General features: G+C 67.3%; 17 protein-coding genes. 11 read left to right on the top strand and 6 right to left on the bottom strand.

Features of this window, described 5'->3' with window-relative positions; all coding sequences use genetic code 11:
• Nucleotides 1-522 precede the first annotated feature (522 nt).
• Together ACNFIA_RS09805 and ACNFIA_RS09800 are read right to left on the bottom strand one after the other, a co-directional pair.
• Entirely contained in the window at nucleotides 523-1,902 is a 1,380-nt protein-coding gene (locus tag ACNFIA_RS09805; RefSeq protein WP_416784441.1) for an ATP-binding protein, read from the bottom strand.
• Between the two features lie 203 nt (nucleotides 1,903-2,105).
• Nucleotides 2,106-3,062, bottom strand: a complete 957-nt coding sequence (locus ACNFIA_RS09800; protein WP_416784439.1) for a GlxA family transcriptional regulator — start codon at nucleotides 3,060-3,062, stop codon at nucleotides 2,106-2,108.
• Between the two features lie 349 nt (nucleotides 3,063-3,411).
• Here ACNFIA_RS09800 and ACNFIA_RS09795 point away from each other — a divergent pair, with 349 nt between their 5' ends.
• The 3 genes from ACNFIA_RS09795 to ACNFIA_RS09785 are packed head-to-tail and all read left to right on the top strand — an operon-like array spanning nucleotide 3,412 to nucleotide 5,818.
• The gene (locus ACNFIA_RS09795; protein ID WP_416784437.1) at nucleotides 3,412-4,068 is read left to right on the top strand and encodes a hydrolase; all 657 of its coding nucleotides are present in this window, start codon (nucleotides 3,412-3,414) and stop codon (nucleotides 4,066-4,068) included.
• A gap of 59 nt (nucleotides 4,069-4,127) precedes the next feature.
• Nucleotides 4,128-4,538 (top strand): DoxX family protein, encoded by a 411-nt coding sequence (locus ACNFIA_RS09790; RefSeq protein WP_416784435.1) that lies wholly within the window; start codon nucleotides 4,128-4,130, stop codon nucleotides 4,536-4,538.
• Nucleotides 4,535-5,818, top strand: a complete 1,284-nt coding sequence (locus tag ACNFIA_RS09785; protein WP_416784625.1) for an OprD family porin — start codon at nucleotides 4,535-4,537, stop codon at nucleotides 5,816-5,818. The genes ACNFIA_RS09790 and ACNFIA_RS09785 overlap by 4 nt, the downstream gene beginning before the upstream one ends.
• A gap of 123 nt (nucleotides 5,819-5,941) precedes the next feature.
• Here ACNFIA_RS09785 and ACNFIA_RS09780 read toward each other — a convergent pair whose 3' ends face one another.
• Nucleotides 5,942-7,150, bottom strand: a complete 1,209-nt coding sequence (locus ACNFIA_RS09780; protein WP_416784433.1) for a YbfB/YjiJ family MFS transporter — start codon at nucleotides 7,148-7,150, stop codon at nucleotides 5,942-5,944.
• 134 nt (nucleotides 7,151-7,284) lie between these two features.
• Here ACNFIA_RS09780 and ACNFIA_RS09775 point away from each other — a divergent pair, with 134 nt between their 5' ends.
• Complete coding sequence (locus ACNFIA_RS09775) at nucleotides 7,285-8,163, top strand: LysR family transcriptional regulator (protein ID WP_416784622.1); 879 nt, start codon at nucleotides 7,285-7,287, stop codon at nucleotides 8,161-8,163.
• A 131-nt stretch (nucleotides 8,164-8,294) separates the two neighbouring features.
• On the opposite strand, the gene ACNFIA_RS09770 is transcribed toward ACNFIA_RS09775, so the two are convergent.
• Nucleotides 8,295-9,287 carry an MBL fold metallo-hydrolase gene (locus ACNFIA_RS09770; protein WP_416784431.1) on the bottom strand — a complete coding sequence of 331 codons (993 nt, stop codon included), beginning with the start codon at nucleotides 9,285-9,287 and terminating at the stop codon, nucleotides 8,295-8,297.
• A 542-nt stretch (nucleotides 9,288-9,829) separates the two neighbouring features.
• Nucleotides 9,830-10,741 (bottom strand): LysR substrate-binding domain-containing protein, encoded by a 912-nt coding sequence (locus tag ACNFIA_RS09765; RefSeq protein ID WP_416784429.1) that lies wholly within the window; start codon nucleotides 10,739-10,741, stop codon nucleotides 9,830-9,832.
• Nucleotides 10,742-10,954: 213 nt separating this feature from the next.
• Here ACNFIA_RS09765 and ACNFIA_RS09760 point away from each other — a divergent pair, with 213 nt between their 5' ends.
• Both ACNFIA_RS09760 and ACNFIA_RS09755 read left to right on the top strand, forming a co-directional pair.
• On the top strand, nucleotides 10,955-11,500 hold the full coding sequence (locus ACNFIA_RS09760) for a helix-turn-helix transcriptional regulator (protein WP_416784427.1): 546 nt from the start codon (nucleotides 10,955-10,957) through the stop codon (nucleotides 11,498-11,500).
• 321 nt (nucleotides 11,501-11,821) lie between these two features.
• Complete coding sequence (locus ACNFIA_RS09755; RefSeq protein ID WP_416784425.1) at nucleotides 11,822-14,548, top strand: cation-transporting P-type ATPase; 2,727 nt, start codon at nucleotides 11,822-11,824, stop codon at nucleotides 14,546-14,548.
• Nucleotides 14,549-15,140: 592 nt separating this feature from the next.
• Here the strand turns inward: ACNFIA_RS09755 and mqo are convergent.
• Nucleotides 15,141-16,775: a malate dehydrogenase (quinone) gene (gene mqo, locus ACNFIA_RS09750; RefSeq protein ID WP_416784423.1), complete on the bottom strand. Its 1,635-nt coding sequence runs from the start codon at nucleotides 16,773-16,775 to the stop codon at nucleotides 15,141-15,143.
• A gap of 731 nt (nucleotides 16,776-17,506) precedes the next feature.
• Here mqo and ACNFIA_RS09745 point away from each other — a divergent pair.
• The 5 genes from ACNFIA_RS09745 (at nucleotide 17,507) to ACNFIA_RS09725 (ending at nucleotide 21,744) form a co-directional block, all read left to right on the top strand.
• Entirely contained in the window at nucleotides 17,507-18,172 is a 666-nt protein-coding gene (locus ACNFIA_RS09745) for a GntR family transcriptional regulator (RefSeq protein ID WP_416784421.1), read from the top strand.
• 95 nt (nucleotides 18,173-18,267) lie between these two features.
• Entirely contained in the window at nucleotides 18,268-19,074 is an 807-nt protein-coding gene (locus ACNFIA_RS09740; RefSeq protein ID WP_416784419.1) for an ABC transporter substrate-binding protein, read from the top strand.
• Nucleotides 19,075-19,085: 11 nt separating this feature from the next.
• Nucleotides 19,086-19,853: an amino acid ABC transporter permease gene (locus tag ACNFIA_RS09735; RefSeq protein ID WP_017518352.1), complete on the top strand. Its 768-nt coding sequence runs from the start codon at nucleotides 19,086-19,088 to the stop codon at nucleotides 19,851-19,853.
• A 1-nt stretch (nucleotide 19,854) separates the two neighbouring features.
• Nucleotides 19,855-20,634: an amino acid ABC transporter ATP-binding protein gene (locus ACNFIA_RS09730; protein WP_416784417.1), complete on the top strand. Its 780-nt coding sequence runs from the start codon at nucleotides 19,855-19,857 to the stop codon at nucleotides 20,632-20,634.
• A 15-nt stretch (nucleotides 20,635-20,649) separates the two neighbouring features.
• Nucleotides 20,650-21,744, top strand: a complete 1,095-nt coding sequence (locus ACNFIA_RS09725) for a polyamine ABC transporter substrate-binding protein (RefSeq protein WP_416784415.1) — start codon at nucleotides 20,650-20,652, stop codon at nucleotides 21,742-21,744.

Raw genomic sequence — 21,744 nt, 5'->3', positions numbered from 1 at the left:
GACGCATGTGCTGGATAGGTGGATGCGCGGGTGGCAGAACGGCGGATAACGCTGGCGCGTTATGCGCCCTACGCCGCTGCAGGTGCGTAGGAGCGGACTCCGTCCGCGATGGCGTCAGGCGCAATGCAAACCTATCGCGGACGAAGTCCGCTCCTACACCGGGTCAACCAGGTAGGGCGCATAACCCGCAACGGGTTATCCGCGGTGGCCTGGATAGCGCCGCGGCTTTCTGTAGGAGCGGGCCATGCCCGCGATCGCGCGCATCGCGCGCTCCTACCGGGGGAATACTTGCGCTGGGCGGTTCGCAAGCAAGCTCGCTCCTACGAAGAGCGCCGCCTGCCGCGCGTCTATCCGCGTTTGCCGAATGCCGCGCTCCGCCGGTGGCTGCACGGTGGATCGCGGGCATGGCCCGCTCCTACAAGGGAGGTGCGGCGATGTAGGAGCGGACTCCGTCCGCGATGGTGTCCGGCGCGAGGCGGACCTGTCGCGGACGCAGCCCGCTCCCGCCAGGCAACGGAACACTCACGCGGCGCTGATGGCGAGGTCCGGCGGGGACACCTGGCGCATGTAGGCGCGCGCCGTGTGTGGCACGCGGTAGCGCACCTCGCACTCGCCCTGCTCCACCCACAACAGCGATTTGTCCGCCAGTTGCCGCACGGCGGCGAACACGCTGTCGCGGCACCAGCGCTGGTCGTCCAGCGAGGCGACCGCCACGTCCAGGGTGAAGCCGTCGGCCATTTGCGCCAGCAGCCCGAGGCAGCGCTGCTCGGCGTTGTCGAGCAGGCGATAGCTCCAGTCGTAGGTCGCGCGCAGGCTCTGCTGCCGCGCCGGGGCGGTGCGGCGGCCGGGCATCAGCAGTTGCAGGGGGGTATCGAGCAGCGCCGGCAGGCCGGCGAGGCCGAGGATGCCCACCTGCCGCGCGGCGATCTCGATGGCCAGGGGAAGGCCGTCCAGGCGCCGGCAGATGTCGATGATGGCGCGCACCTGGCCGGGCTTGAGCTCGAAGCGGTCGCAGACTTCCCGCGCCCGCATGACGAAGAGCTGCACCGCCGAACTGCACATGGCCAGCGCCAAGGGCGCATCGTCCTGCGCGGGGACTTCCAGCGGCGGCAGGCGCAGCACGTGCTCGCCCTCGGCGCGCAGCGGCTCGCGGCTGGTGGCCAGGATGCTCAACCCCGGGTGCAGGCGCAGCAGGTGCTCCACCGCCTCGGCGCAGCGTTCGGCGAGGTGTTCGCAGTTGTCCAGCAGCAACAGGGTCGGGTCGAAGGCCGGCTCGCGCAGCAGGATGGCCAGGCTCTGGCTGAGGGAAATGCCGTCCGGGTCGGCCGACAGGTCGAGGAAGTGCACCCGGCTGAACTGCCGGCCCAGTTGTTCGGCGGCGTGGATCGCCAGGGAGGTCTTGCCCATGCCGCCGGGGCCGACCAGGGTCATCAGGCGCGTGGCGGGCATCTGCTTCACCACCCGTTCCAGCAGCGCCTGGCGGCCGACCAGGCCCATCAGCAGCACCGGCAGGTTGCTGCTGCGCACGTCACAGGGCAGCGCGACGGCCTGCACCGGCGCGACCACGGTTTCCACCACGCCGACGAAGCCGTAGCCGCGCAACGGCACGTTGGCGATGTAGCGCTCGCCGGTGCGGCCTTCGCCGAGGGCGCGGCGCAGCGCGGCGATGTGCACGCGCAGGTTGATCTCCTCGACCACGGTGTCGCCCCAGACTTCGCCGATGATCGTGTCCTTGCCGATGATCTCGCCGGGTTGGCGGATCAGCACCTGGAGAATGTCCAGCGCCCGGCTGCCGATGCGCACCGGGCGATCCCCCTGGAGCAACTGGCGCTTGTAGGGGTGAAACTGGAAGCGACCGAACTGCAGGATGGTCTCGGTGCGGTTTTCCGTGCTTGCGCTCATGTCCTGCTCACGTCGTGGAACTGACGGATCGCTCTACAACGGGGCCTCCAGGCGATCTGGTCAGAACCGAGGTGACGCGCCCCTGATGATTGGTCCGTGTATTTTCCCGTCCCCGCGTGACAGCGCAATTCCTACAGGGGGAAGGATTCGGCCAACTTGGGTGCGCCGGACGGTCAAACGGCGCGAATTGCGGCCCACGGCCATCACGCATAGCCGAATTGCTCGCGGTACTGGCTCGGCGTCATGCCGATCCGCTCGCCAAACACCGTGCGCATGTGCCGGGGGCTGCCGAAGCCGCTGCGGCTGGCCACCTGCTTGAGCGGCAGGTCGCTGCTCTCCAGCAGCTTGCGCGCATGGTCGATGCGGGCGCTCTGCACGTACTGCATGGGCGTCATGCTGGTTTCACGCTGGAAAGCGCGGGCGAAGTTGCGCGGGCTCATGGCGACCACTTCGGCCAGGCGATTCACCGTCAGCGGCTCGTCGATGTGGTCCACCACGTAGGCCTGGGCGCGGGCGATCACCGAGCCGTCGCGCACCACCGACACCAGCAGCGGGCCGAACGGCGTTTGCCCGCCCTGGCGCTTGAGCACCACCAGCAGCACCTTGGCGACTTCCAGGGCGACGTCCTTGCCGTGGTCCTCGGCGACCACCGCCAGCGCCATGTCGATGCCGGCGGTGACGCCGCCGGAGGTGATCAGGTTGCGGTCGATGACGTAGATGCGCTCGGCCTGCACCTGGGTGCGCGGGTAGAGCTGCGCCAGGCGTTCAAGGTAATTCCAGTGCGTGGTGCAGCGGTAGCCGTCGAGCAGCCCGGCGGCGCCGAGCAGGAAGGCGCCCGTGCACACCGCACCATAGCGCTTGGCCGCGCGCGCGGCTGCCGGCAGCCAGGCGTTGAGTGCCGCATTGTTGCCGTTGTAGGCGCCGGGGCCGCCAGGCACCAGCAGCAGGTCGACACCGGCGGGCAGCTCCCCCAGCGCAAGGTCGGCGCTCATCTTCAGGCCGCTGGAGGCCCGCACGCCCTCGGGCGTCGCGGCCACCGTCAGCAAGCGGTAATGCCGCTCCGGCGGCAGGTAGCGGTTGGCCATGGAGAACACCTCCATCGGCCCGGTCACGTCCAGCGCCAGCACATCGTCGTACAGCACCATGGCCACTGTTTTCATTCGTCTACTCGCACGCAAACGGGGCTTGGCGATCTCGCGTGCCCCGGTATGGGAATTCGTCACTGTACCGACTCGCCGCGCTGGCGAATCGCACGTTTGCATCATTCTGAGCCGCGCGGGCCGAGCACACAGGTCCAATAAATGCCGCGCCGGCGAAACCATAGTTTGCCCATCGAAGCGCCCGGATGGCCCTTGCAGAACTGCAAAACCACCCTGCAAGGCTGTCTGTTCCGCGCCTCGCCGCGTTCGGCAAAGATGTGTCCACGGTTCGCCGCCAAGCGCCGCGGACTCGCAGAACGATCCAGCCGATACCACGTTTCGCCCACCTCAGACTTCAGGAAACCCGACCATGACCGCCATCGCCAAAGCCGTTCCCGGCAAGACCCTGCTCAGCCCCACCGACCACACCCTGATCATGATCGACCACCAGTCGCAGATGTCCTTCGCGACCAAGTCCATCGACGCGGTGACCCTGCGCAACAACGCCGCGCTGGTGTCCAAGGCGGCCAAGGAATTCGGCGTTTCCACCATCCTCACCACCGTCGCCGAGAAGAGCTTCTCCGGCCCGATCTTCGACGAGATCAAGTCGGTCTTCCCCGAGCACAACGTCATCGACCGCACCAGCATGAACACCTGGGAAGACCCGCGCATCGCCGTCGAAGTGAACAAGTTCGGCAAGCAGAAGATCGTCCTGGCCGGCCTGTGGACCTCCGTGTGCATCGTCGGCCCGGCCCTGTCGGCCATCGACCAGGGCTTCGAGGTCTACGTGATCGCCGACGCCTGTGGCGACGTGTCCACCGAAGCCCACGAGATGGCCCTGCAACGAATGATCCAGCTGGGCGCCCGCCCGATGACCTCCCTGCAGTACCTGCTGGAGCTGCAACGCGACTGGGCCCGCGGCGAAACCTACGATGCGACCGTGAAGACCTCCATCGAGCACGGCGGCGCCTACGGCCTGGGCCTGATCTACGCCAAGACCATGTTCAACGCCAGCGAAGGCCACTGAGCCAGAGCAGTAGAAAGGGGCGGCATTGCCGCCCCTTTTTCATTTCCGGGAAAAACACCATGCCGACCCAAGACCGCTGCGGCGCCCTGGCGCTGCTGTTCATGCGCGTTACCGCCGCCCTGTTGCTGTTCCAGGTGCACGGGCTGCCCAAGCTGCTGCACTGGCACACCGAGTTGCAGCACATCGAAGACCCGTTCGGCCTCGGCGCCGTGCCGACCCTGGCGCTGGCGGTGTTCGCCGAAGTGCTCTGTCCGCTCCTGCTGATCCTCGGCGTCTTCGCCCGTCTCGCCTGCCTGCCGGTGATCGCCGTGCTGCTGGTGGCGCTGCTGTTCGTGCACCCGCAGTGGTCGCTGGAAGAAGGCCAGTTCGCCTGGTGGATGCTGATCCTCTTCACCGGCCTGGCGATGGCCGGCCCCGGCCGCTATCGCCTCGCCCTGCCCCGCCTCGCCGCCATGCGCACGGAGACCTGACCGTGGCCCTCCCCCTGAGAAATGCCCTGCTCCCCTGCGCCCTGGCGCTCGCCTGCGGCCAGGCCCCGGCAGCCGATTGGTCGCTGCTGTCGCGCAACTACTTCCTCGACAACGACTACCGCAGCCCCGGCCCCAACGGCCAGAGCCTGCGCCGCGAATGGGCGCAGGGCTTCATCGGCCGCTTCAGCAGCGACGTTACGCCCGGCACCATCGGCCTGGGCGTCGATGCCCACGCCTTTCTCGGCGTGAAGCTCGACGGCGGGCGCGGCCACGCCGGCACCGGCCTGCTGCCGCTGGACAGCGACGGCCGCAGCGAGAGCGAGTACTCCGATGCCGGCGCCGCGCTGCGTCTGGTGCACGGGAAGACCTCCCTTGCCTGGGGCGAAATGGAAGTGGAAACCCCGATGTTCGACACCGGGGACAAGCGCCTGCAACCGGAGTACGCCACCGGCTGGTTCCTCGACGACCGCAGCCTGCCGGGCCTGCGCCTGCAGGCCGGGCGCTTCACCGCCTTCAAGAACCAGGACACCAGCTCCAGCCACGGCGAGTTCGAAGGCTACGGCGCCAGCACCCGCTTCGGCGGCCTGAGCCTGGCTGGCGCCACCTGGAGCGCGCCCGACGCCAGCTGGGGCGGCGCACTCTACGCCAGCCAACTGGACGACGTCTGGCACCAGGCCTACGCCAACCTCAACGGCCACTTCGGTCGCTGGTCAGTGGACGCCAACCTGTACAAGACCGGCGACACCGGCAGCGCCCGCGCCGGCCACATCGACACCCTGGCCTGGAGCCTGCTGGGCAAGGTCGCCCTAGGCAGCCACGCACTGAGCCTTTCCTACCAGAAGATCGACGGCGACACGCCCTTCGACTTCGTCGGCGGCGACTCCATCTACCTCGCCAACTCGATCAAGTACGCCGACTTCAACGGCCCCGGCGAACATTCCTGGCAGGCGCGCTACCAGTGGGACGGCGCCAGCGCCGGCCTCGCCGGCCTGACCCTCTCTACGCGCTACGTGCGCGGCAGTGGTATCGACGGCACCCACGCCCCCTGCGGCGGCGCCTACAACCCGATGCAGGGCGGCGCCTGCCAACCCGCCTATGGCGACGGTGGGCGTCACTGGGAGCGCGACCTGGACGTACGCTACGTGGTGCAGTCCGGCCCGGCCAAGGACCTGGCGCTGAGCGTCGCCCAGGTCTCGCACCGCGCCAACGACGCCCAGGGCGGAGCGGACATCGATCGCCTCTACGTGATCATCGAATACCCGCTCAAGGGTGTGTTCTGAACCGCGCCAACGCCAACCTGGCAGGGCCTGTAGGAGCGCGCTTGCTCGCGACCCCGCTTCACGCCGGCCAATCCCGGTGAAGGCGTTCGCGAGCAAGCTCGCTCCTACAGGAAGGTCGACGCGTCAGCCCCGCGCCGGCTCACCGGCCCGCGGCGCCGCCCTGGACAGCAGCGCCAGCTCCATCAGCACCGCCAGCACGATGGCGCCGGCCGCCACGGCGAAGAGCAGCGCGTAATGCCCGTGGCTGGCACTGAAGAGCGCCGAATAGGCGTAGCCGGCGATGGCCTGGAAGCTGGCGAAGGACACCGTCGCGCGGCTCCAGGTTGCGTTCTGCGCGGCATGGCCGGGCACCAGTTGGTGAACCCGCGCCAGGGCCAGCGGCACGATGCCCGGCGGGAACGAGCCGATCACCACGCTCGCCACGCCCAGCAGGCGCAGGTCGGTGGTTTCCAGCAGCAGGCCGAGGGCGATCAGTTGCGCCACCAGCACCAGCCGAATCGCCGCCCGCGCGCCCAGGTGATCGGCGAGGAAGCCATACACTACCGGGCCGACGATGGCGCCGACGCCGTACAGCGTCCACACCAGCGCGCCGCCGTGGGTGCCGGCGCCGAGGCCCCGGGCGACGTAGTCCACCAGGAACATCATCGGCGCCACCAGCGCGGCGGCCATCAGCGCGTACTGGGCGAACAGCACGTAGACGCCAGCCGAGGCGCGCGGCGCTTCGATGGGGTGCGTCTGGGCATGGGCGTGCTCCTGCGGCCAGCCGGACCAGCTGCTCAGGCTCAGCAGCAGCGCCAGTGCACCCAGGCCGAGCCAGGTCTGCAGCAGGCCGAAGGCCAGCAGCAACGGTACCAGCGTGCCGGAAGCGGCGATGCCCAGGCCGATGCCGAGGAAGATCGCGCCACTGGCCAGCCCGCGCCGATTGGCCGCCACGTGGGGCAGGATGGTGCTGGCGGCCAGCACCATGATCACCCCGCCGGACACGCCCGACACCAGGCGCCAGAAGAAGAACCACGCCTGGTTCAGCGGCCAGGCACAGGCGAAGAACGACAGCGTGACCAGCAGCATCATGCCGCGCAGCACCGTGGCGCTCGACCAGCGCGCCGCCAGCGGGCGCCCGGCCAGCGCACCGACCAGATAGCCGGCGAGGTTGGCCGCGCCGAGGTAGACCACCGCGGAGGCGGAGAACCAGTGCGCCTCGATCAGCGCCGGGATCAGTGGCGTGTAGGCGAAGCGCGCCAGGCCGATGCCGACCAGGCTGGCGCACAGGCCCGCCCAGATCGGCAACCAGAGGGAGCCTCGGCTGGCGAGGCGGGAAGCATCGGTGTTCATGACAACCCCTATCGCGCCGTCAGGGCGGCGCCGTTGCGTGGTGATGGGGAAATCATAAAGTGGCGCATCGATGCAGTAATGCAGCGAGTTTTCATGTCACCATTGCGTTTATGCATCACGAGGATTTCGCCATGATGAACTGGGACGATGCCCGCGTATTTCTCGCCCTGTGCCGCGAACAGACGCTGCGCGGCGCCGCCCGCGTGCTGGCGGTGGACCAGGCCACGGTGGGCCGGCGCCTGGCGTCGCTGGAGCGCTCGCTGGAGGCGACGCTGTTCCTGCGCACCTCGGCCGGCTACAGCCTGACCGCCGCCGGCGAGATCGCCATGGCCGCCGCGCAGGCCATGGAATCCTCCGCCGCCGAACTGCAGCGGCAGATCCTCGGCATGGACGACCGCATGAGCGGCGTGGTGCGGGTCACCACCACCGACTCCTTCGCCGCCGACTTCGTCATCTCCGCCGTCGCCACGCTGCACCGCGAGCAACCGGGCATCGAGGTGCAACTGCAGACGTCCACGCAGATGCTCAACCTGGCCAAGCGCGAGGCCGACATCGCCGTGCGCACCCACCAACCGGAAAACCCCGACCTGATCGTCCGGCGGCTGGCGCGCTGGGGTACCGGGCTGTTCGCCTCCGCGCGATACGTCGAGGCGCGCGGCATTCCCGAGGCCGGAAGCGCCTTTGCCGGGCACGACCTGGTGGTCTACCAGCCCTATCTCGACGCGGGCAAGGACGTGTTTCTCGCCGGCGAACCGATCATCCGCGGGCGCATCGCCATGACCTGTACCTCCGGTTTCATGGTCCGCCGCGCGCTCGCCGCAGGCCTGGGCGTGGGCGAACTGCCGCTGCCGCTGGGCGAGGCGGACGGGCTGCTGCGTTTATGGCCGGATCGCCCGCCGCTGCCCTACGACGTGTGGCTGGTAACGCACAAGGACGTACGCCACACGGCCCGGGTGCGCGCGGTGATCGACGCCATCGTGCAGGCGTTCGACGTAGCAACCGCGAGTGCATGAGGGCGTTGCAGGAGCGAGCCGCGGGTGCACTTCGTAGGAGCGAGCTTGCTCGCGAACCGCCCCGCACCAGAGCGGCGGGGAATTCGTTCGCGAGCAAGCTCGCTCCTACAGGGTCGTGCCCGCGCCTGGCGTCACTGGATGAACGGCACCTTGTCCGCACGCTGGTAGGGCCCGTACACCGTGGGCGCCCAGTTGAACGCCTTGCCGTCGCGAGTGACATGCCCGATGCCCGGGAACGGCAGGTGCGCGGCGGCGACCCAGGCGACGTTTTTCGCCAGCGCACTGAACTCGGCGTCGCGAGCCTTCACCGCCTCCTTCGGGTCGGTGTCGAAGCGGATCGCCACTTCCGGGTGGGCGAACTGCACGGCGACGTTGTGGATCAGGTCGCCGATGAACACGATGGCCGCACCGTCGGATTCGAAGCGATAGCTGGTGCTGCCCGGCGTGTGGCCGCTGGTGGCCTCGGTCTTCAGTTCCGGGAGCGGCGAAGCCGGCGGCAGGAAGGTCTGCAGGCGATGGGCGGCGCGGTACGGCGCCAGGGAATGCTGGGCCACGTCGAAGAACTCGCGGGCCTTTTCCGGCGCCTGGTCGCGGCGCTGCTGGTCCAGCCAGTAGTCCGCCTCGGCCTGCGCCGCATAGACGGTGGCGTTGGCGAACAGCGCCTTGCCCTGCCCGTCCACCAGGCCGCAGACGTGGTCCAGGTGCATATGGGTGAGCAGGATGCTGTCCACCTGTTCGGGCGCGTAGCCGGCCGCCTTCATGTTCTCCAGCAGGTGCCCCGCGGTGCCGCCGATGCACTGGCCGGCGCCGCTGTCCACCAGCACCAGGTGCCTGCCGGTATTGACCAGGAAGGCGTTGAAGTTGGTCTGCACGCGCTCGCCGTTCATGGCGTCGCGGGCCAGCAGCGCACGGATGCGTTCGCGGCTCAGGCCCTGCAGCAGCCCCGGCGACAGGTCGTTGTAGCCGTCGTAGAGCGCGGTGACTTCGTACTCGCCCACCGCCAGGCGGAAATAGCCCGGCGCCTGGGTTTTCAGCGGTGCCGGCGGCTCGGCGCAGGCGAAGGTGGAGACCAGCAGTGCGCTGGCCAGGAGCGCAAAGCAGTGGTTGCTACGGGATGCCGGCATGGTCGGCGCCTCCTGGGGAAAATGGTGGCGCCATGCCGCCCTGTGTTGGCCGGGCGATTATTGGACGTCTGTGCCGCACGTGCTCGGGGCGTACGGCGGCGTCCTGGCGTGAGCGGCTGTAGGAGCGAGCTTGCTCGCGAACTGCCGGCATCGATGCCTCCCGGTGAACGCGGACGTTGTCCGGCGGTCGCGGGCAAGCCGAGGGTGCTCTTCGTAGGAGCGAGCTTGCTCGCGAATCCACCAAAACGCCGGCCCTGCCGGCGGTTCGCGGGCATGGCCCGCTCCTACAGGTTGGCGTCAATGCCGGGGCTTGCGTAGGAGCGGACCTTGTCCGCGAAGTACGTCGCGGCGGATATCGGAGTTTCGGGATTTTCCGTCAACCATCGCCTGGCGGCGAATCGCGGAGAAGCTCCGCTCCTACAAGAGCGCGCGTGCCGCTTTGGCTCTTGACGGTTTCCAGGGAAACATCCGCTCGTGCCCAATGCCCCGTTCAGTTCGTAGGGCGCATAACGCGCCAGCGTTATCCGCCGCAACTGAACCGCTCAGGGCACCGGCGCACTCATGTATTCGACCATCCGCTCGCGCAGCCAGCGCTCGGCCGGGTCGTTGTCGTGGGCGGCGCTCCAGACCAGGGAAAGCTCCGCCGGCTTGATCTCCAGCGGCGGGTCCTCGGCGCGCAGGCAGCTGTCTTCCACCAGGGCACAGGCGGCGTAGTCAGGCACCGTGGCGATCATCTCGGTGTGGCGCAGCAGCGCGCGCAGGCTGCCGAACTGCGGCACGGCGAGAACCACGCGGCGGCGCCGTTCGATGCGCTCCAGGTCCAGGTCGATGGCGCCATTGAGATCGCCGGAGAACGACACCATCACATGCGGCCGCGAGCAGTATTCATCGAGCGTCAGCGGGCCGGGGCGATCATCGCCGCGCAGTACCTTCACACCGATATCGCGCAGCTTGCGGCGCTTGGCGTTGGCCGGAAGATCCGTGGTGTAGCTGACGCCCGCGGTGATTTCGCCGGAGGACAGCAGCGCCGGCATCAACAGGAAGTTGGCGCGGCGCACCACCACGGTGATGTTCGGCGCTTCCTGCTGCAGGCGCGCCAGCAGCGCGGGGAACAGGCCGAACTCGGCGTCGTCGGAAAGCCCCAGGCGGAAGATGTTGCAGCTGGACTCGGGCTCGAAGGTCTTGGCCCGGCTGACGGCGGCGGAGATCACGTCCATCGCCGGGCGCAGCTCCTCGAAGATGTGCAGCGCCCGGCTGGTGGGCTCCATGGCGCGGCCGGCGCGCACCAGCAGCGGATCGTCGAACAGGTCGCGCAGGCGCGCGAGGGCGGCGCTGACGGTGGACTGGGTGATGAACAGCTTCTCGCCGACGCGGGTGAGGTTCCGCTCCAGCATCAGGGATTCGAAGATCACCAGCAGGTTCATGTCCAGGCGGCGCAGGTCGTTTCGATTCATGGCTGGTCGCTCGGGGCTGTGGGGTGGGCATCTTTGCACAAGACGAGGGCCACGCCAGTCCATCATCACGCGCGGCGTTTTTCTTGGACGTGTGTGCTCATTTGCCTGCCGTTTGGCCTACTCCCATTGAGCAACGGATCACCTTGATTTACCTTGGATTTTTACAATTCCGCGGTGGTCTTTCGCCGCCGAGATGACGAGAAGAGAGACGCCATGCCCGCACCTGCCCACCAGGTAGCGACCATGCTCGCCCCCCAGACCCATCGCATGGTACTGCAGCTCATGGAGGAGCTGGAAAACCAGGGAGAAGACCTCCAGCAGGCCAGCCAGCGCCTGTGCCAGCACCTGCTGGAGCATTACCGGATGCCCGAGGCGGGCGACGACGAGCCGAATGCCGGCGGGCGCCTCGCCCTCGCGCCCTGGCAGGAGCGCAAGGCCAAGGCGATACTCGCCGGCTGCCTGCTCAGCCGCCTGTACATCGCCGACGTGGCTGCGCAGTGCGGCATGTCGCGCAGCCATTTTTCCCGCGCGTTCAAGCAGGCCACCGGGCTTGCGCCGCGGGAATGGGCACTGCGCCTGCGCATCGACCATGCCCGCGAACTGCTTGCCACTACCGCGAAGCCGATTGCCCAGGTGAGCCAGGCGTGCGGCTTCGCCGACCAGTCGCACTTCTGCCGGAGCTTTCGCAAACTGGTGGGCTGCACGCCGAATCGGTGGCGCCAGGCCAGCCGCGCGAACAGCGCGGCGGGTCTTTCGTAGGAGCGGACTCCATCCGCGATTGACCCCTCCCAGGCACCACCTGTAGGAGCTGGCCATGCCTGCGACAGCCCGTGTTCCGGAGCATCGCGGACGGAGTCCGCTCCTACGTTCAGGCTGGCGGCGTTCGGTGGCAAGCGCGGACGTTGTCCGCGGTCGCGGGCGTGGCCCGCTTCTACAGGTTTCGAGCAATTCCTACGCCGTTCAGGAAGTGTTCAGTCAAGAATCGAAGAACTTTGAGATATGACAGGTCCGATGTAATCCCTGCCGTCTAGTCTGGGCGCAGTCCTACTTTCCTAACAGGCAGGAGCCGGGAGTCCACGCATGACTGTGCTGCAACCCACCGACGGCAAACCGCAAGGCACCGAACCCACCAGCCCCGACTGGTACCGCAAGAGCGTCGACCAGACCCTGGCCGCTCTGCAGACCAGCGCCGAAGGCCTTTCCCCTGACGACGCCGAGGCACGACTGCTGCGCGTCGGCCCCAACGCGCTGCCGGCCAAGGCGGTCGACCCGCTGTGGCTGCGCTTCGCCAAGCACTTCAACGACGTGCTGATCTACATCCTCCTGGCAGCCGCCGTGGCCACGGCGCTGATGGGCCACTGGACCGACACCCTCGTCATCCTGCTGGTGGCCGTGATCAACGCGGGCATCGGGTTCTTCCAGGAGAACAAGGCGGAGAAATCCCTGGCCGCCCTGCGCGGCATGCTCAGCAGCACGGCCCACGTGGTGCGCAACGGCAAGAAGCTCGAGATCGACGCCGCCCAGCTGGTGCCCGGCGACGTCGTCATCCTGCGCCCCGGCGACAAGATTCCCGCCGACGTGCGCCTGTTCGACGTGCACCACCTGCAGGTCGAGGAATCCATGCTCACCGGTGAATCCCTCACCGTGGGCAAGCACGCCGACGCGCTGGACAAGGATGCGCTGCTGGCCGACCGCACCAACCTCGGCTTCTCCGGCACCCACGTCAGCGCCGGCAATGCACGCGGCGTGGTGATCGCGACCGGCCCGGCCACGGAGCTCGGGCGCATCAACAAGCTGATCGCCAACGTCGACGAAAGCGAGACCCCGTTGCTGCGGCAGATCGCCGAGCTGGGCAAGCGCATCTTCCAACTGATCATCGGCATGATGCTGGTGCTCTTCATTATCGGCTTCTTCTGGCACGACTATCCCTTCGGCGAGCTGCTGCTGTCGCTGATCAGCCTGGCCGTGGCCGCCGTGCCCGAGGGCCTGCCGGCCATCGTCTCGATCATCCTGTCGCTGGGCGTGCAGCGCATGGCGCAGAACAAGGCGATCATCCGCAAGCTGCCAACCGTGGAAACCCTGGGCGCCATGAGCGTGATCTGCTCGGACAAGACCGGCACCCTGACCATGAACGAGATGACCGTCAAAAACGTGCTGCTCGCCAACGGTCTCTACGCGGTCGAGGGCCAGAGCTACGAGCCCAAGGGCCGCATCACCTTCGGCAGCACCAGCGATGAGCTGGACTGGTCGCAGCATGGGGCGCTGGACGCCTTCATCCGCGCCGTGGACATCTGCAACGACAGCAGCCTGCAACTGAACGACGAAGGCCGCTGGAGCGTGGTCGGCGGGCCCACCGAGGGCGCGCTCAAGGTCCTGGCACGCAAGGCCAGCCTGCCGGAGGTCGAGTTCCAGAAGTTCGGCAAGATTCCCTTCGACTCCGCCTACAAGTACATGGCGCGGCGCTGCGATGTGGCCGGGCAGAGCCTGATCTATCTCAAGGGCGCGCCGGACGTGCTGCTGCGCATGTGCCAGCAGCAGCTTGGCGCCCATGGCGTGGAGCCGCTGGACCGGGAGTACTGGGAGCGCGAGATGAGCTTCATCGCCGGGCAGGGCCTGCGCATGCTGGCCGCCGCCTACAAGCCGGTGCAGCCCGATGACGGCGTGATCGACCACGAGGACGTGCAGGACGGCATGATCTTCCTCGGCGTCGCCGGCCTGCTCGACCCGCCGCGCCCGGAAGCCATCGAAGCCATCGCGTTGTGCAAGCGCGCCGGCATCCAGGTGAAGATGATCACCGGCGACCACCCGGACACCGCCGTGGCCATCGCCGACATGCTCGGCATGGGCAACGACCTGCGCGCCATGACCGGCCAGGAACTGGAGCAGGCCGATGACGCGCAGCTGAGATCCCTCGCCATGCAGTACTCGGTGTTCGCCCGCACCAGCCCCGAGCACAAGCTGCGCCTGGTGCGCGCGCTGCAGGCCAACGAGGAAGTGGTCGGCATGACCGGCGACGGGGTCAACGACGCCCCGGCGCTGAAGCAGGCCGACGTCGGCATCGCCATGGGCATCAAGGGTACCGAGGTGACCAAGGAAGCCGCCGACATGGTGCTCACCGACGACAACTTCTCCACCATCGCCGGCGCCGTGCGCGAGGGGCGCCGGGTCTACGACAACCTGAAGAAGACCGTGCTGTTCATCCTGCCGACCAACATGGCCCAGGGCCTGCTGATCGTCATGGCGATCCTCGCCGGCGCGGTGATCCCCCTGGCGCCGCTGCAGATCCTCTGGATGAACATGGCGACCTCCACCACCCTGTCCTTCGCCCTGGCCTTCGAGCCTGGGGAGCCGGGCATGATGCGCCGGCCGCCGCGCAACGCGAAGGAGTCGATCCTCAATGGCTTCGCGGTCTGGCGGGTGCTGTACGTGGGCGGCCTGCTCACCGCCGCGGCCTTCCTGCTGGAAGCCTGGATGGTCAGCAACGGCCAGGACACCGACCACATCCGCACCATGATCCTGCACACCCTGGTCACCGCGCAGTGGGCCTACCTGTTCAACTGCCGGCTGCAGGAGGAGTTCTCGCTCAACCTCGCGCTGCTGCGCAACGGCGCACTGCTCACCGTGACCCTGGCGCTGATCCTGTTGCAGTGCTTCGTGATCTACGTGCCGTTCATGCAGACCGCCTTCCACACCGTCGCCCTGCCCTTCAGCGGCTGGCTGATCTCGCTGGGCATTGGCATCGCGGTGTTCTTCGCGGTCGAACTGGAGAAACTGCTGATCCGCCGCTGGAAGGCCTCGCGGCGGTAGAGCACAGGGGCGCATGGCTGCTTGCGTCATGCGCCGCATCCCGTGCGACATAGGAGCGGACTGCGTCCGCGATGGTTTTGCCCCGCTCCCTGCTGGAACGGAGTGGCGTTGAATCGATCGCGGACGGAGTCCGCTCCTACGCGCATTTCGCCCTTGCGTATTCGCGGCCACGCCGGCCGCCGTAGGAGCGAGCCCGCCCGCAAGCCCCGCCCGGAACACCATGGCCGGCAGGCTCGCCCCTACAGGTGCCACGCCCTTGCCCTCCCCAGGTCCCCGGCCCTTCCCTGTCGGGAGAAGGAGGCGTATGCCGGGTGTTCCTCAGTCGGCAGATCCCAAGCGCGCCGGATGCCATCGCGGCCGGGGTCCGCTTCTGCAGCCATCTTACGGTCTGGCTCCGAACTCCTCCTGTAGGAGCGGGCCATGCCCGCGATCCGCGCCGGCAGGCGCGCCCTTCACGGAATCGCGCCCAGTCTCTGCTTGGATCGCCCGAACGCCGTTCCGTTCCGAACCGCCTCGGACAACCCCGTCGTACCGGGCACACAAAGCAGAAGGCCCGCCAATGGGCGGGCCTTCGCGTGGCACGGCGGACCGGTCAGAGCGCCAGGTCGCTGGCGGCTTTCGCCGGCGCCGGGGCGGCATCGGTCGGCTGCGCGGCCGGCGCCTGGTCGATGGCCGGCGGCGGGTCCAGTTGCAGCACCTTGGCGGTGTAGCTCCACTCGGCGAAGGTCTTCTCCGGGCTGTCGTTGAGCTTGGTGCCGTAGCTCGGGACGATCTGGTGGACCTTGGCCTGCCACTCGGGGGTGGCGAGCTTGTCCTTGAACACCTTTTCCAGCACGTTGAGCATGATCGGCGCGGCGGTGGAGGCACCCGGGGATGCGCCCAGCAGGCCGGCGATGCTGCCGTCGGCGGAAGCGACGATCTCGGTGCCAAGCTTCAGCACGCCCCCCTTCTCCGCATCCCGCTTGATGATCTGCACGCGCTGGCCAGCCTGCCACAGGCGCCAGTCCTCGGCCTTGGCGTCGGGGAAGTATTCGCGCAGGGCGGCGAGGCGGTCCTCGTCGGAGAGCATCAGCTGGCCGGCGAGGTACTCCACCAGCGGGTACTCGTCGATGCCCACGCGGGTCATCGGCCAGACGTTGTGGACGTTGGTACTGCCCAGCAGGTCCAGGTACGAGCCTTCCTTGAGGAACTTGGTGGAGAAGGTGGCGAACGGCCCGAAGAGGATCACGCGCTTGCCGTCGAGCACGCGGGTGTCCAGGTGCGGCACGGACATCGGCGGCGCGCCGACCGACGCCTTGCCATAGGCCTTGGCCAGGTGCTGCTGGGCGATGGTCGGGTTCTCGGTGACCAGGAACGAGCCGCCTACCGGGAAGCCGGCGTAATCCTTGGCTTCCTCGATGCCGGATTTCTGCAGCAGGCGCAGGGCGCCGCCGCCCGCACCGATGAAGACGAACTTGGCGTCGGTCTCGGTGACGCTGCCGTCCTTCAGGTTCTTGTACTCGACGCGCCAGGTGCCATCGGCGTTGCGGGTGATGTCCTCGACTTCACTGGAGAGCTTCAGGCTGAAGTTCGGCTTGCTCTGCAGGTAGCCGGCGAACTGGCGGGTGATCTCGCCGAAGTTCACGTCAGTGCCGATCGGCGTCCAGGTGGCGGCGATCTTCTGCGACGGGTCGCGGCCCTGCATCATCAGCGGCACCCACTTGGCGATCTGCGCCGGGTCCTCGGAGTACTGCATGCCGCGGAACAGCGGGCTGGCCTGCAACGCTTCGTAGCGCTTCTTGAGGAAGGCGATGTTGTCGTCGCCCCAGACGAAGCTCATGTGCGGGGTGGAGTTGATGAACGAGCGCGGGTTCTTCAGCACGCCGTTCTGCACCTGCCAGGCCCAGAACTGACGGGAGATCTGGAACGACTCGTTGATCTCCACCGCCTTGGCGATAGTGACGTTGCCGTCCTTGTCCTCGGGGGTGTAGTTCAGTTCGGCCAGGGCGGAGTGGCCGGTACCGGCGTTGTTCCAGCCGTTGGAGCTTTCCAGGGCGACGCCGTCCAGGCGCTCGACCATCTCCATGCTCCAGCCCGGCTCCAGCTCGTTGAGCCAGACGCCCAGGGTGGTGCTCATGATGCCGCCGCCGATCAGCAGCACGTCGACTTTCTTGGGTTCCGCGAACGCGGGCGCGCAATTCACTGCCAGAGCGAGGCCCAGCAGCGCCCCGCTAACTTTCTTGATCATCGAAAGGTTTCTCGTCGTTAGGGCTTGGCCTTCCCCACCGGCGTCATTCAGCGTGAAGGCCGCGCCCGGCGCGCAGGGCGCGAAAGGCAAGGCGACAGATGACGAGGATGAGTCGGGACTCAGTTCCCTCCTCCGCCGGCTCTGAGGCCTGCTTGATGGAATGAGGGACGTCCTGCGCAGAGAGACACGCAAAGCCTTCGGCTTTGGCTTTTGTTGTGGGAGGGATGCATGGTCTGCTGAAACGTTTGCGCATTCTATCGAAAGCGCCGCGCATCACCAACCTTTGCAGTCAACTATCAACGGTCCGCATTACGTGCAGGCCGTTTCTGCTTGTTTCAACCCGCGCTTCCCGACATGCGTAGGAGCGGACTCCGTCCGCGATAGATCCGCATCGCACCAAAGCGTTCGCGAGCAAGCTCGCTCCTACAGGATAAGCATCGGAGCGCTTTTCGTAGGAGCGAGCTTGCTCGCGGACCTGCCCCTGCGTCGATCCACCCGGCAAATCGACCGGAGCCCCCGCACCACAACGTTACCGAAGCGCACCGCCAACGCGCACGAATCGCCCCGTGCGTTACCGTTCCGCCCCGTTCCCACACGCTCAGTCCTACGCCGATTTCCCACACTCACCGCTCTACTTCGGCCAATCGCCGCCAGTTCGTCAGGCTTGGCACGGCATCTGCTTATTTGCATGCATGGATAATTGGATCCAAAAATCCACGAGGAAACACCCCATGCGCCTGGTACCTGTTGCCCGCCCGCCGATGAGCGCCGAAGACGAGGCCTACGACTATCTCCTCCAGGCTATCTGCACCGGGCGTTACCGGACCGGCGACCGCCTGGTGGCCGAGGACATCGCCAGCGAGATCGGCATGAGCCGGATGCCCGTGCGGGGCGCCTTCAAGCGCCTGGACGCCGAGGGCCTGGTGACCCTGCGGCCCAATCGCGGCGCCATCGTCAGCGGCCTGAACATCGAGGAGATGCGCGAAGTCTTCGAGATGCGCAGCGCCCTGGAGGGCCTCGCCATCCGCATCGCCGTGCCGCAACTGACCGACCGCGACCTGTCCCGCCTGGAGCGCATGCTCGACGAGATGGACGACTACCGCGACGACAGCGCCGAGTGGGTCAGCCGCCACCGCGCCTTCCACGAATACCTCTGCAGCCTCGCCGGCCGCCCGCGCCTGCTGCGCCAGATCACCGCGCTGTACTCGGTGATCGAACCGCACATGCGCCTGTGGCTGCAGCACGTCGACAAGCCCATGAGCGCCCGCGAGGAACACGCCGTGATCCTCGACGCCCTGCGCTCGAAGAATGCCCGCGAAGCCGAGCGGGTGCTCTGCGAGCACATCGAGGGGACCATCCCCTCCCTGGCGCGTTTCCTGGAAGCCCAGACCACCTGAGGCGCCATCCACCCACGAGAGTCGAAGCAACGGGCGCCCAGACCCGTACTTCTGTGTCCCTGAACTGCCCTGGCAACCCCACCCCGGAGCTCAACATGTTCGAACGCAGGATCCCGCAGTGCCTTCTCGCCCTTTGCCTGGCCGCCCCGCTGGCGCACGCCGAGGTGAAGATTCCCGACCGCTTGCAGAACGCCAGCAAGGTGACCTTCTGCGGCGGCATGGACTCCCCGCCCATGGGTTTCTATGACGCGAACCAGAAGCTCACCGGGGTCACCATCGACCTGGGCGAGGCCATTGCCAAGCGCCTGGGCGACAAGAAGATCGACTGGCGCATCACGCCCTTCTCCGGGCTGATCCCGGCGCTGCTCGCCGGCCAGTGCGACATGCTGGTGGACCAACTGTTCGACAAGCCCGAGCGGCGCGAAGTGATCGACATGGTCAACTACATGTACTCCAGCCAGGCCGTGGTGGTCGGCAAGGGTAACCCCGAGGGCATCCGCACCCTGGACGACCTGTCCGGCAAGAAGGTCGCGGTGCTCAACGGCTCGACCATCCGCACCCTGCTCGACGCCCACAACGAGAAGCTGGCCAAGGCCGGCAAGCCGCCAATGAAGGTGATCGTCTACAACACCGACACCGACGCCTTCCAGGCCCTGCGCATCCGCCAGGCCGACGCCTACGGCACCACCGTGGAAACGGCGGGCTACTACCAGAGCATGGCGCCGGACCTGTTCGAGATCGGCGTGCCCGCCTTCGCGCGCATCCTCACGGGCCTTGGCATCCGCAAGGAAGACAAGCAGCTGAGCGAGGCCGTGACGCAGATCATCAAGGACATGCAGGCCGACGGCAGCTACCACGCGCTGCTTGCCAAGTGGCACATCGAAGGCGACAAACTGGACTGAGGTAACGAGCCATGAACTTCAGTTGGGACGTGTTCTGGCAGTACCTGCTGCGGCCGAGCGACATCTACCTCTACGGCCTCTGGCTGACCTGCGTGATCGCCGTCAGCGCCATGCTGCTGGGCTGCGTGCTCGGGTTGCTGGCGGCGCTGATGCGCCTGTCGAGCAACCCGCTGCTGCAATACCCGGTGCGCTTCTACGTGTGGCTGATGCGCGGCACGCCGCTGCTGGTGCAGATCGTCTTCCTCTACACCGCACTGGCCGCCGGCGGCATCTTCCGCTTCGAGGACCTGGACCTGGGGCTGTTCATCCTGCCCGGCAACATCCAGGCGGCGATCATCGCCCTGGGCCTCAACGAAGGCGCGTACATGGCCGAGATCATCCGCGCCGGCATCGGCGCGGTGGACAAGGGCCAGTACGAGGCCGGCAAATCCCTGGGCATGACCTTCCCCAGGCTGATGCGCCGCATCGTGCTGCCGCAGGCCTTCCGCGTCATCGTTCCGCCACTGGGCAACGAGTTCAACGTGATGCTCAAGAACACCACGCTGGTCAGCGTGATCGGCGTGCAGGAGCTGCTGCTGAGCACGCAGATGGTCACCTCGGCGACCTTCCGCGTGTTCGAGCTGTACCTGGTCGTGGCGATCTACTTCCTCGCCCTGACCACCCTGTGGGGCTTCTTCCAGCGCTGGCTGGAAGCACGCTTCGGCAAATCCGACGGGCAGGCCGCGGCACCGAACCGGATGTTCGGCCGGCAGGCGATGAAACTGCTGAGGGGGCGTTGAGATGATCCCGGACATGAAAGACGTGGTGATCCAGGCGCGCGACGTGCACAAGGCCTTCGGCGAGCTGGAAATCCTCAAGGGCGTGTCCCTGGACGTGCACCGTGGCGAAGTGGTGGTGCTGATCGGCGCCTCGGGCTCGGGCAAGACCACCTTCATCCGCTGCATGAACCACCTGGAAGACATCCAGGGCGGCAGCATCCGCGTCAACGGCGAGCTGATGGGTTATCGCGAACGCCCGGACGGCAAGCTGGTGCGCGACTCGGAAAGCAACATCGCCCGGCGCCGCCGCGACATCGGCATGGTGTTCCAGCGCTTCAACCTGTTCCCGCACATGACGGTGCTGGAGAACATCATCGAAGCACCGACCCAGGTGCTCGGCGTGCCCCGGGGCGAGGCGCTGGACCAGGCCCGCCGCCTGCTGGCGCGGGTGCGCCTGTCCGACAAGGCCGAGCACTACCCCGGCCAGCTTTCCGGCGGCCAGCAACAGCGCGTGGCCATCGCCCGCGCCCTGGCGATGAAGCCCCAGGCCATGCTCTTCGACGAACCCACCAGCGCGCTGGACCCGGAAACCGTCGGCGAGGTGCTGCAGGTCATGAAGGAGCTGGCCGACGAAGGCATGACCATGGTCGTGGTCACCCACGAAATGGGCTTCGCCCGCGAAGTGGCCGACCGCGTGGTGGTGCTGCACCAGGGGGAGCTCATCGAAGAAGGTCCGCCGGCGCAGGTCTTCGGCAATCCGCACCACCCGCGTACGCGGGAATTCCTAAGCCGCGTTCTCTAACGATAAGGACAAGTCATGCGTAAACGCGCTCTGCTCGCCAGCACTCTCACCCTCCTCGCCTGCGCCACCGCAGCCCAGGCCGACGACAAGCTGGTGCGCTTCTACAACTGGTCCGACTACATGGGCCCGGACACCCTGAAGAATTTCGAAAAGGACAGCGGCATCAAGGTCCAGTACGACGTGTTCGACACCAACGAGATGCTCGAGGCCAAGCTGCTCTCCGGCCACTCGGGCTACGACCTGGTGGTGCCCTCCAGCCAGTTCCTCACCAAGCAGATCAACGCCGGCGTCTACCAGAAGCTCGACCGCGCCCAACTGAGCAACTGGAAGCACCTCGACCCGCGCCTGATGAAGCGCCTGGAAGCCGCCGACCCGGGCAACCAGTACGCCGTGCCCTACATGTGGGGCACCGTGGGCATCGGCTACAACCTCGACAAGGTCAAGGCTGCCCTGGGCGACAACGCACCGCTGGATTCCTGGGACCTGATCTTCAAACCGGAAAACCTCGCCAAGCTGCACGGCTGCGGCGTCGCCTTCCTCGACGCACCGGTGAAGATCATTCCGCAGGCCCTGCATTACCTGGGCCTGGACCCGAACAGCACGAACCCCGAGGACTACACCAAGGCCTCCGCCCTGCTGCAGACGCTGCGTCCATCGATCACCTACTTCAACTCCTCCAAGTACACCACCGACCTCGCCAACGGCGACATCTGCGTGGCGGTCGGCTACTCGGGCGACGTGATGCAGGCACAGACCCGCGCCCAGGAAGCCGGCAAGAAGATCGACGTGCGCTACGTGATCCCCAAGGAAGGCGCCAACCTGTGGTTCGACATGCTCGCCATCCCGCGCGACGCGAAGAACCCCAGGGGCGCCCACGCGCTGGTGAACTACCTGCTGCGCCCGGAGGTGATCGCCCCGGTCAGCGACTACGTCGGCTACGCCAACCCCAACCCCGACGCCACGCCGCTGCTCGACCCGAAGGTGCGCGACAACCCCGGCATCTACCCCAGCGACGCGGTGATCGAGAAGCTCTACGTCTCCGCCGACCTGCCGCCGAAAATCCAGCGCGTGATCACCCGCGAATGGACCCGAATCAAGACTGACCGCTGA

The sequence above is a fragment of the Pseudomonas sp. NY15437 genome, from assembly GCF_048068435.1.
Classification (GTDB): domain Bacteria; phylum Pseudomonadota; class Gammaproteobacteria; order Pseudomonadales; family Pseudomonadaceae; genus Pseudomonas; species Pseudomonas nitroreducens_B.
The sequence above is the reverse complement of the archived record's forward strand: the minus strand, read 5'-3'. Positions and strand labels throughout refer to the sequence as shown.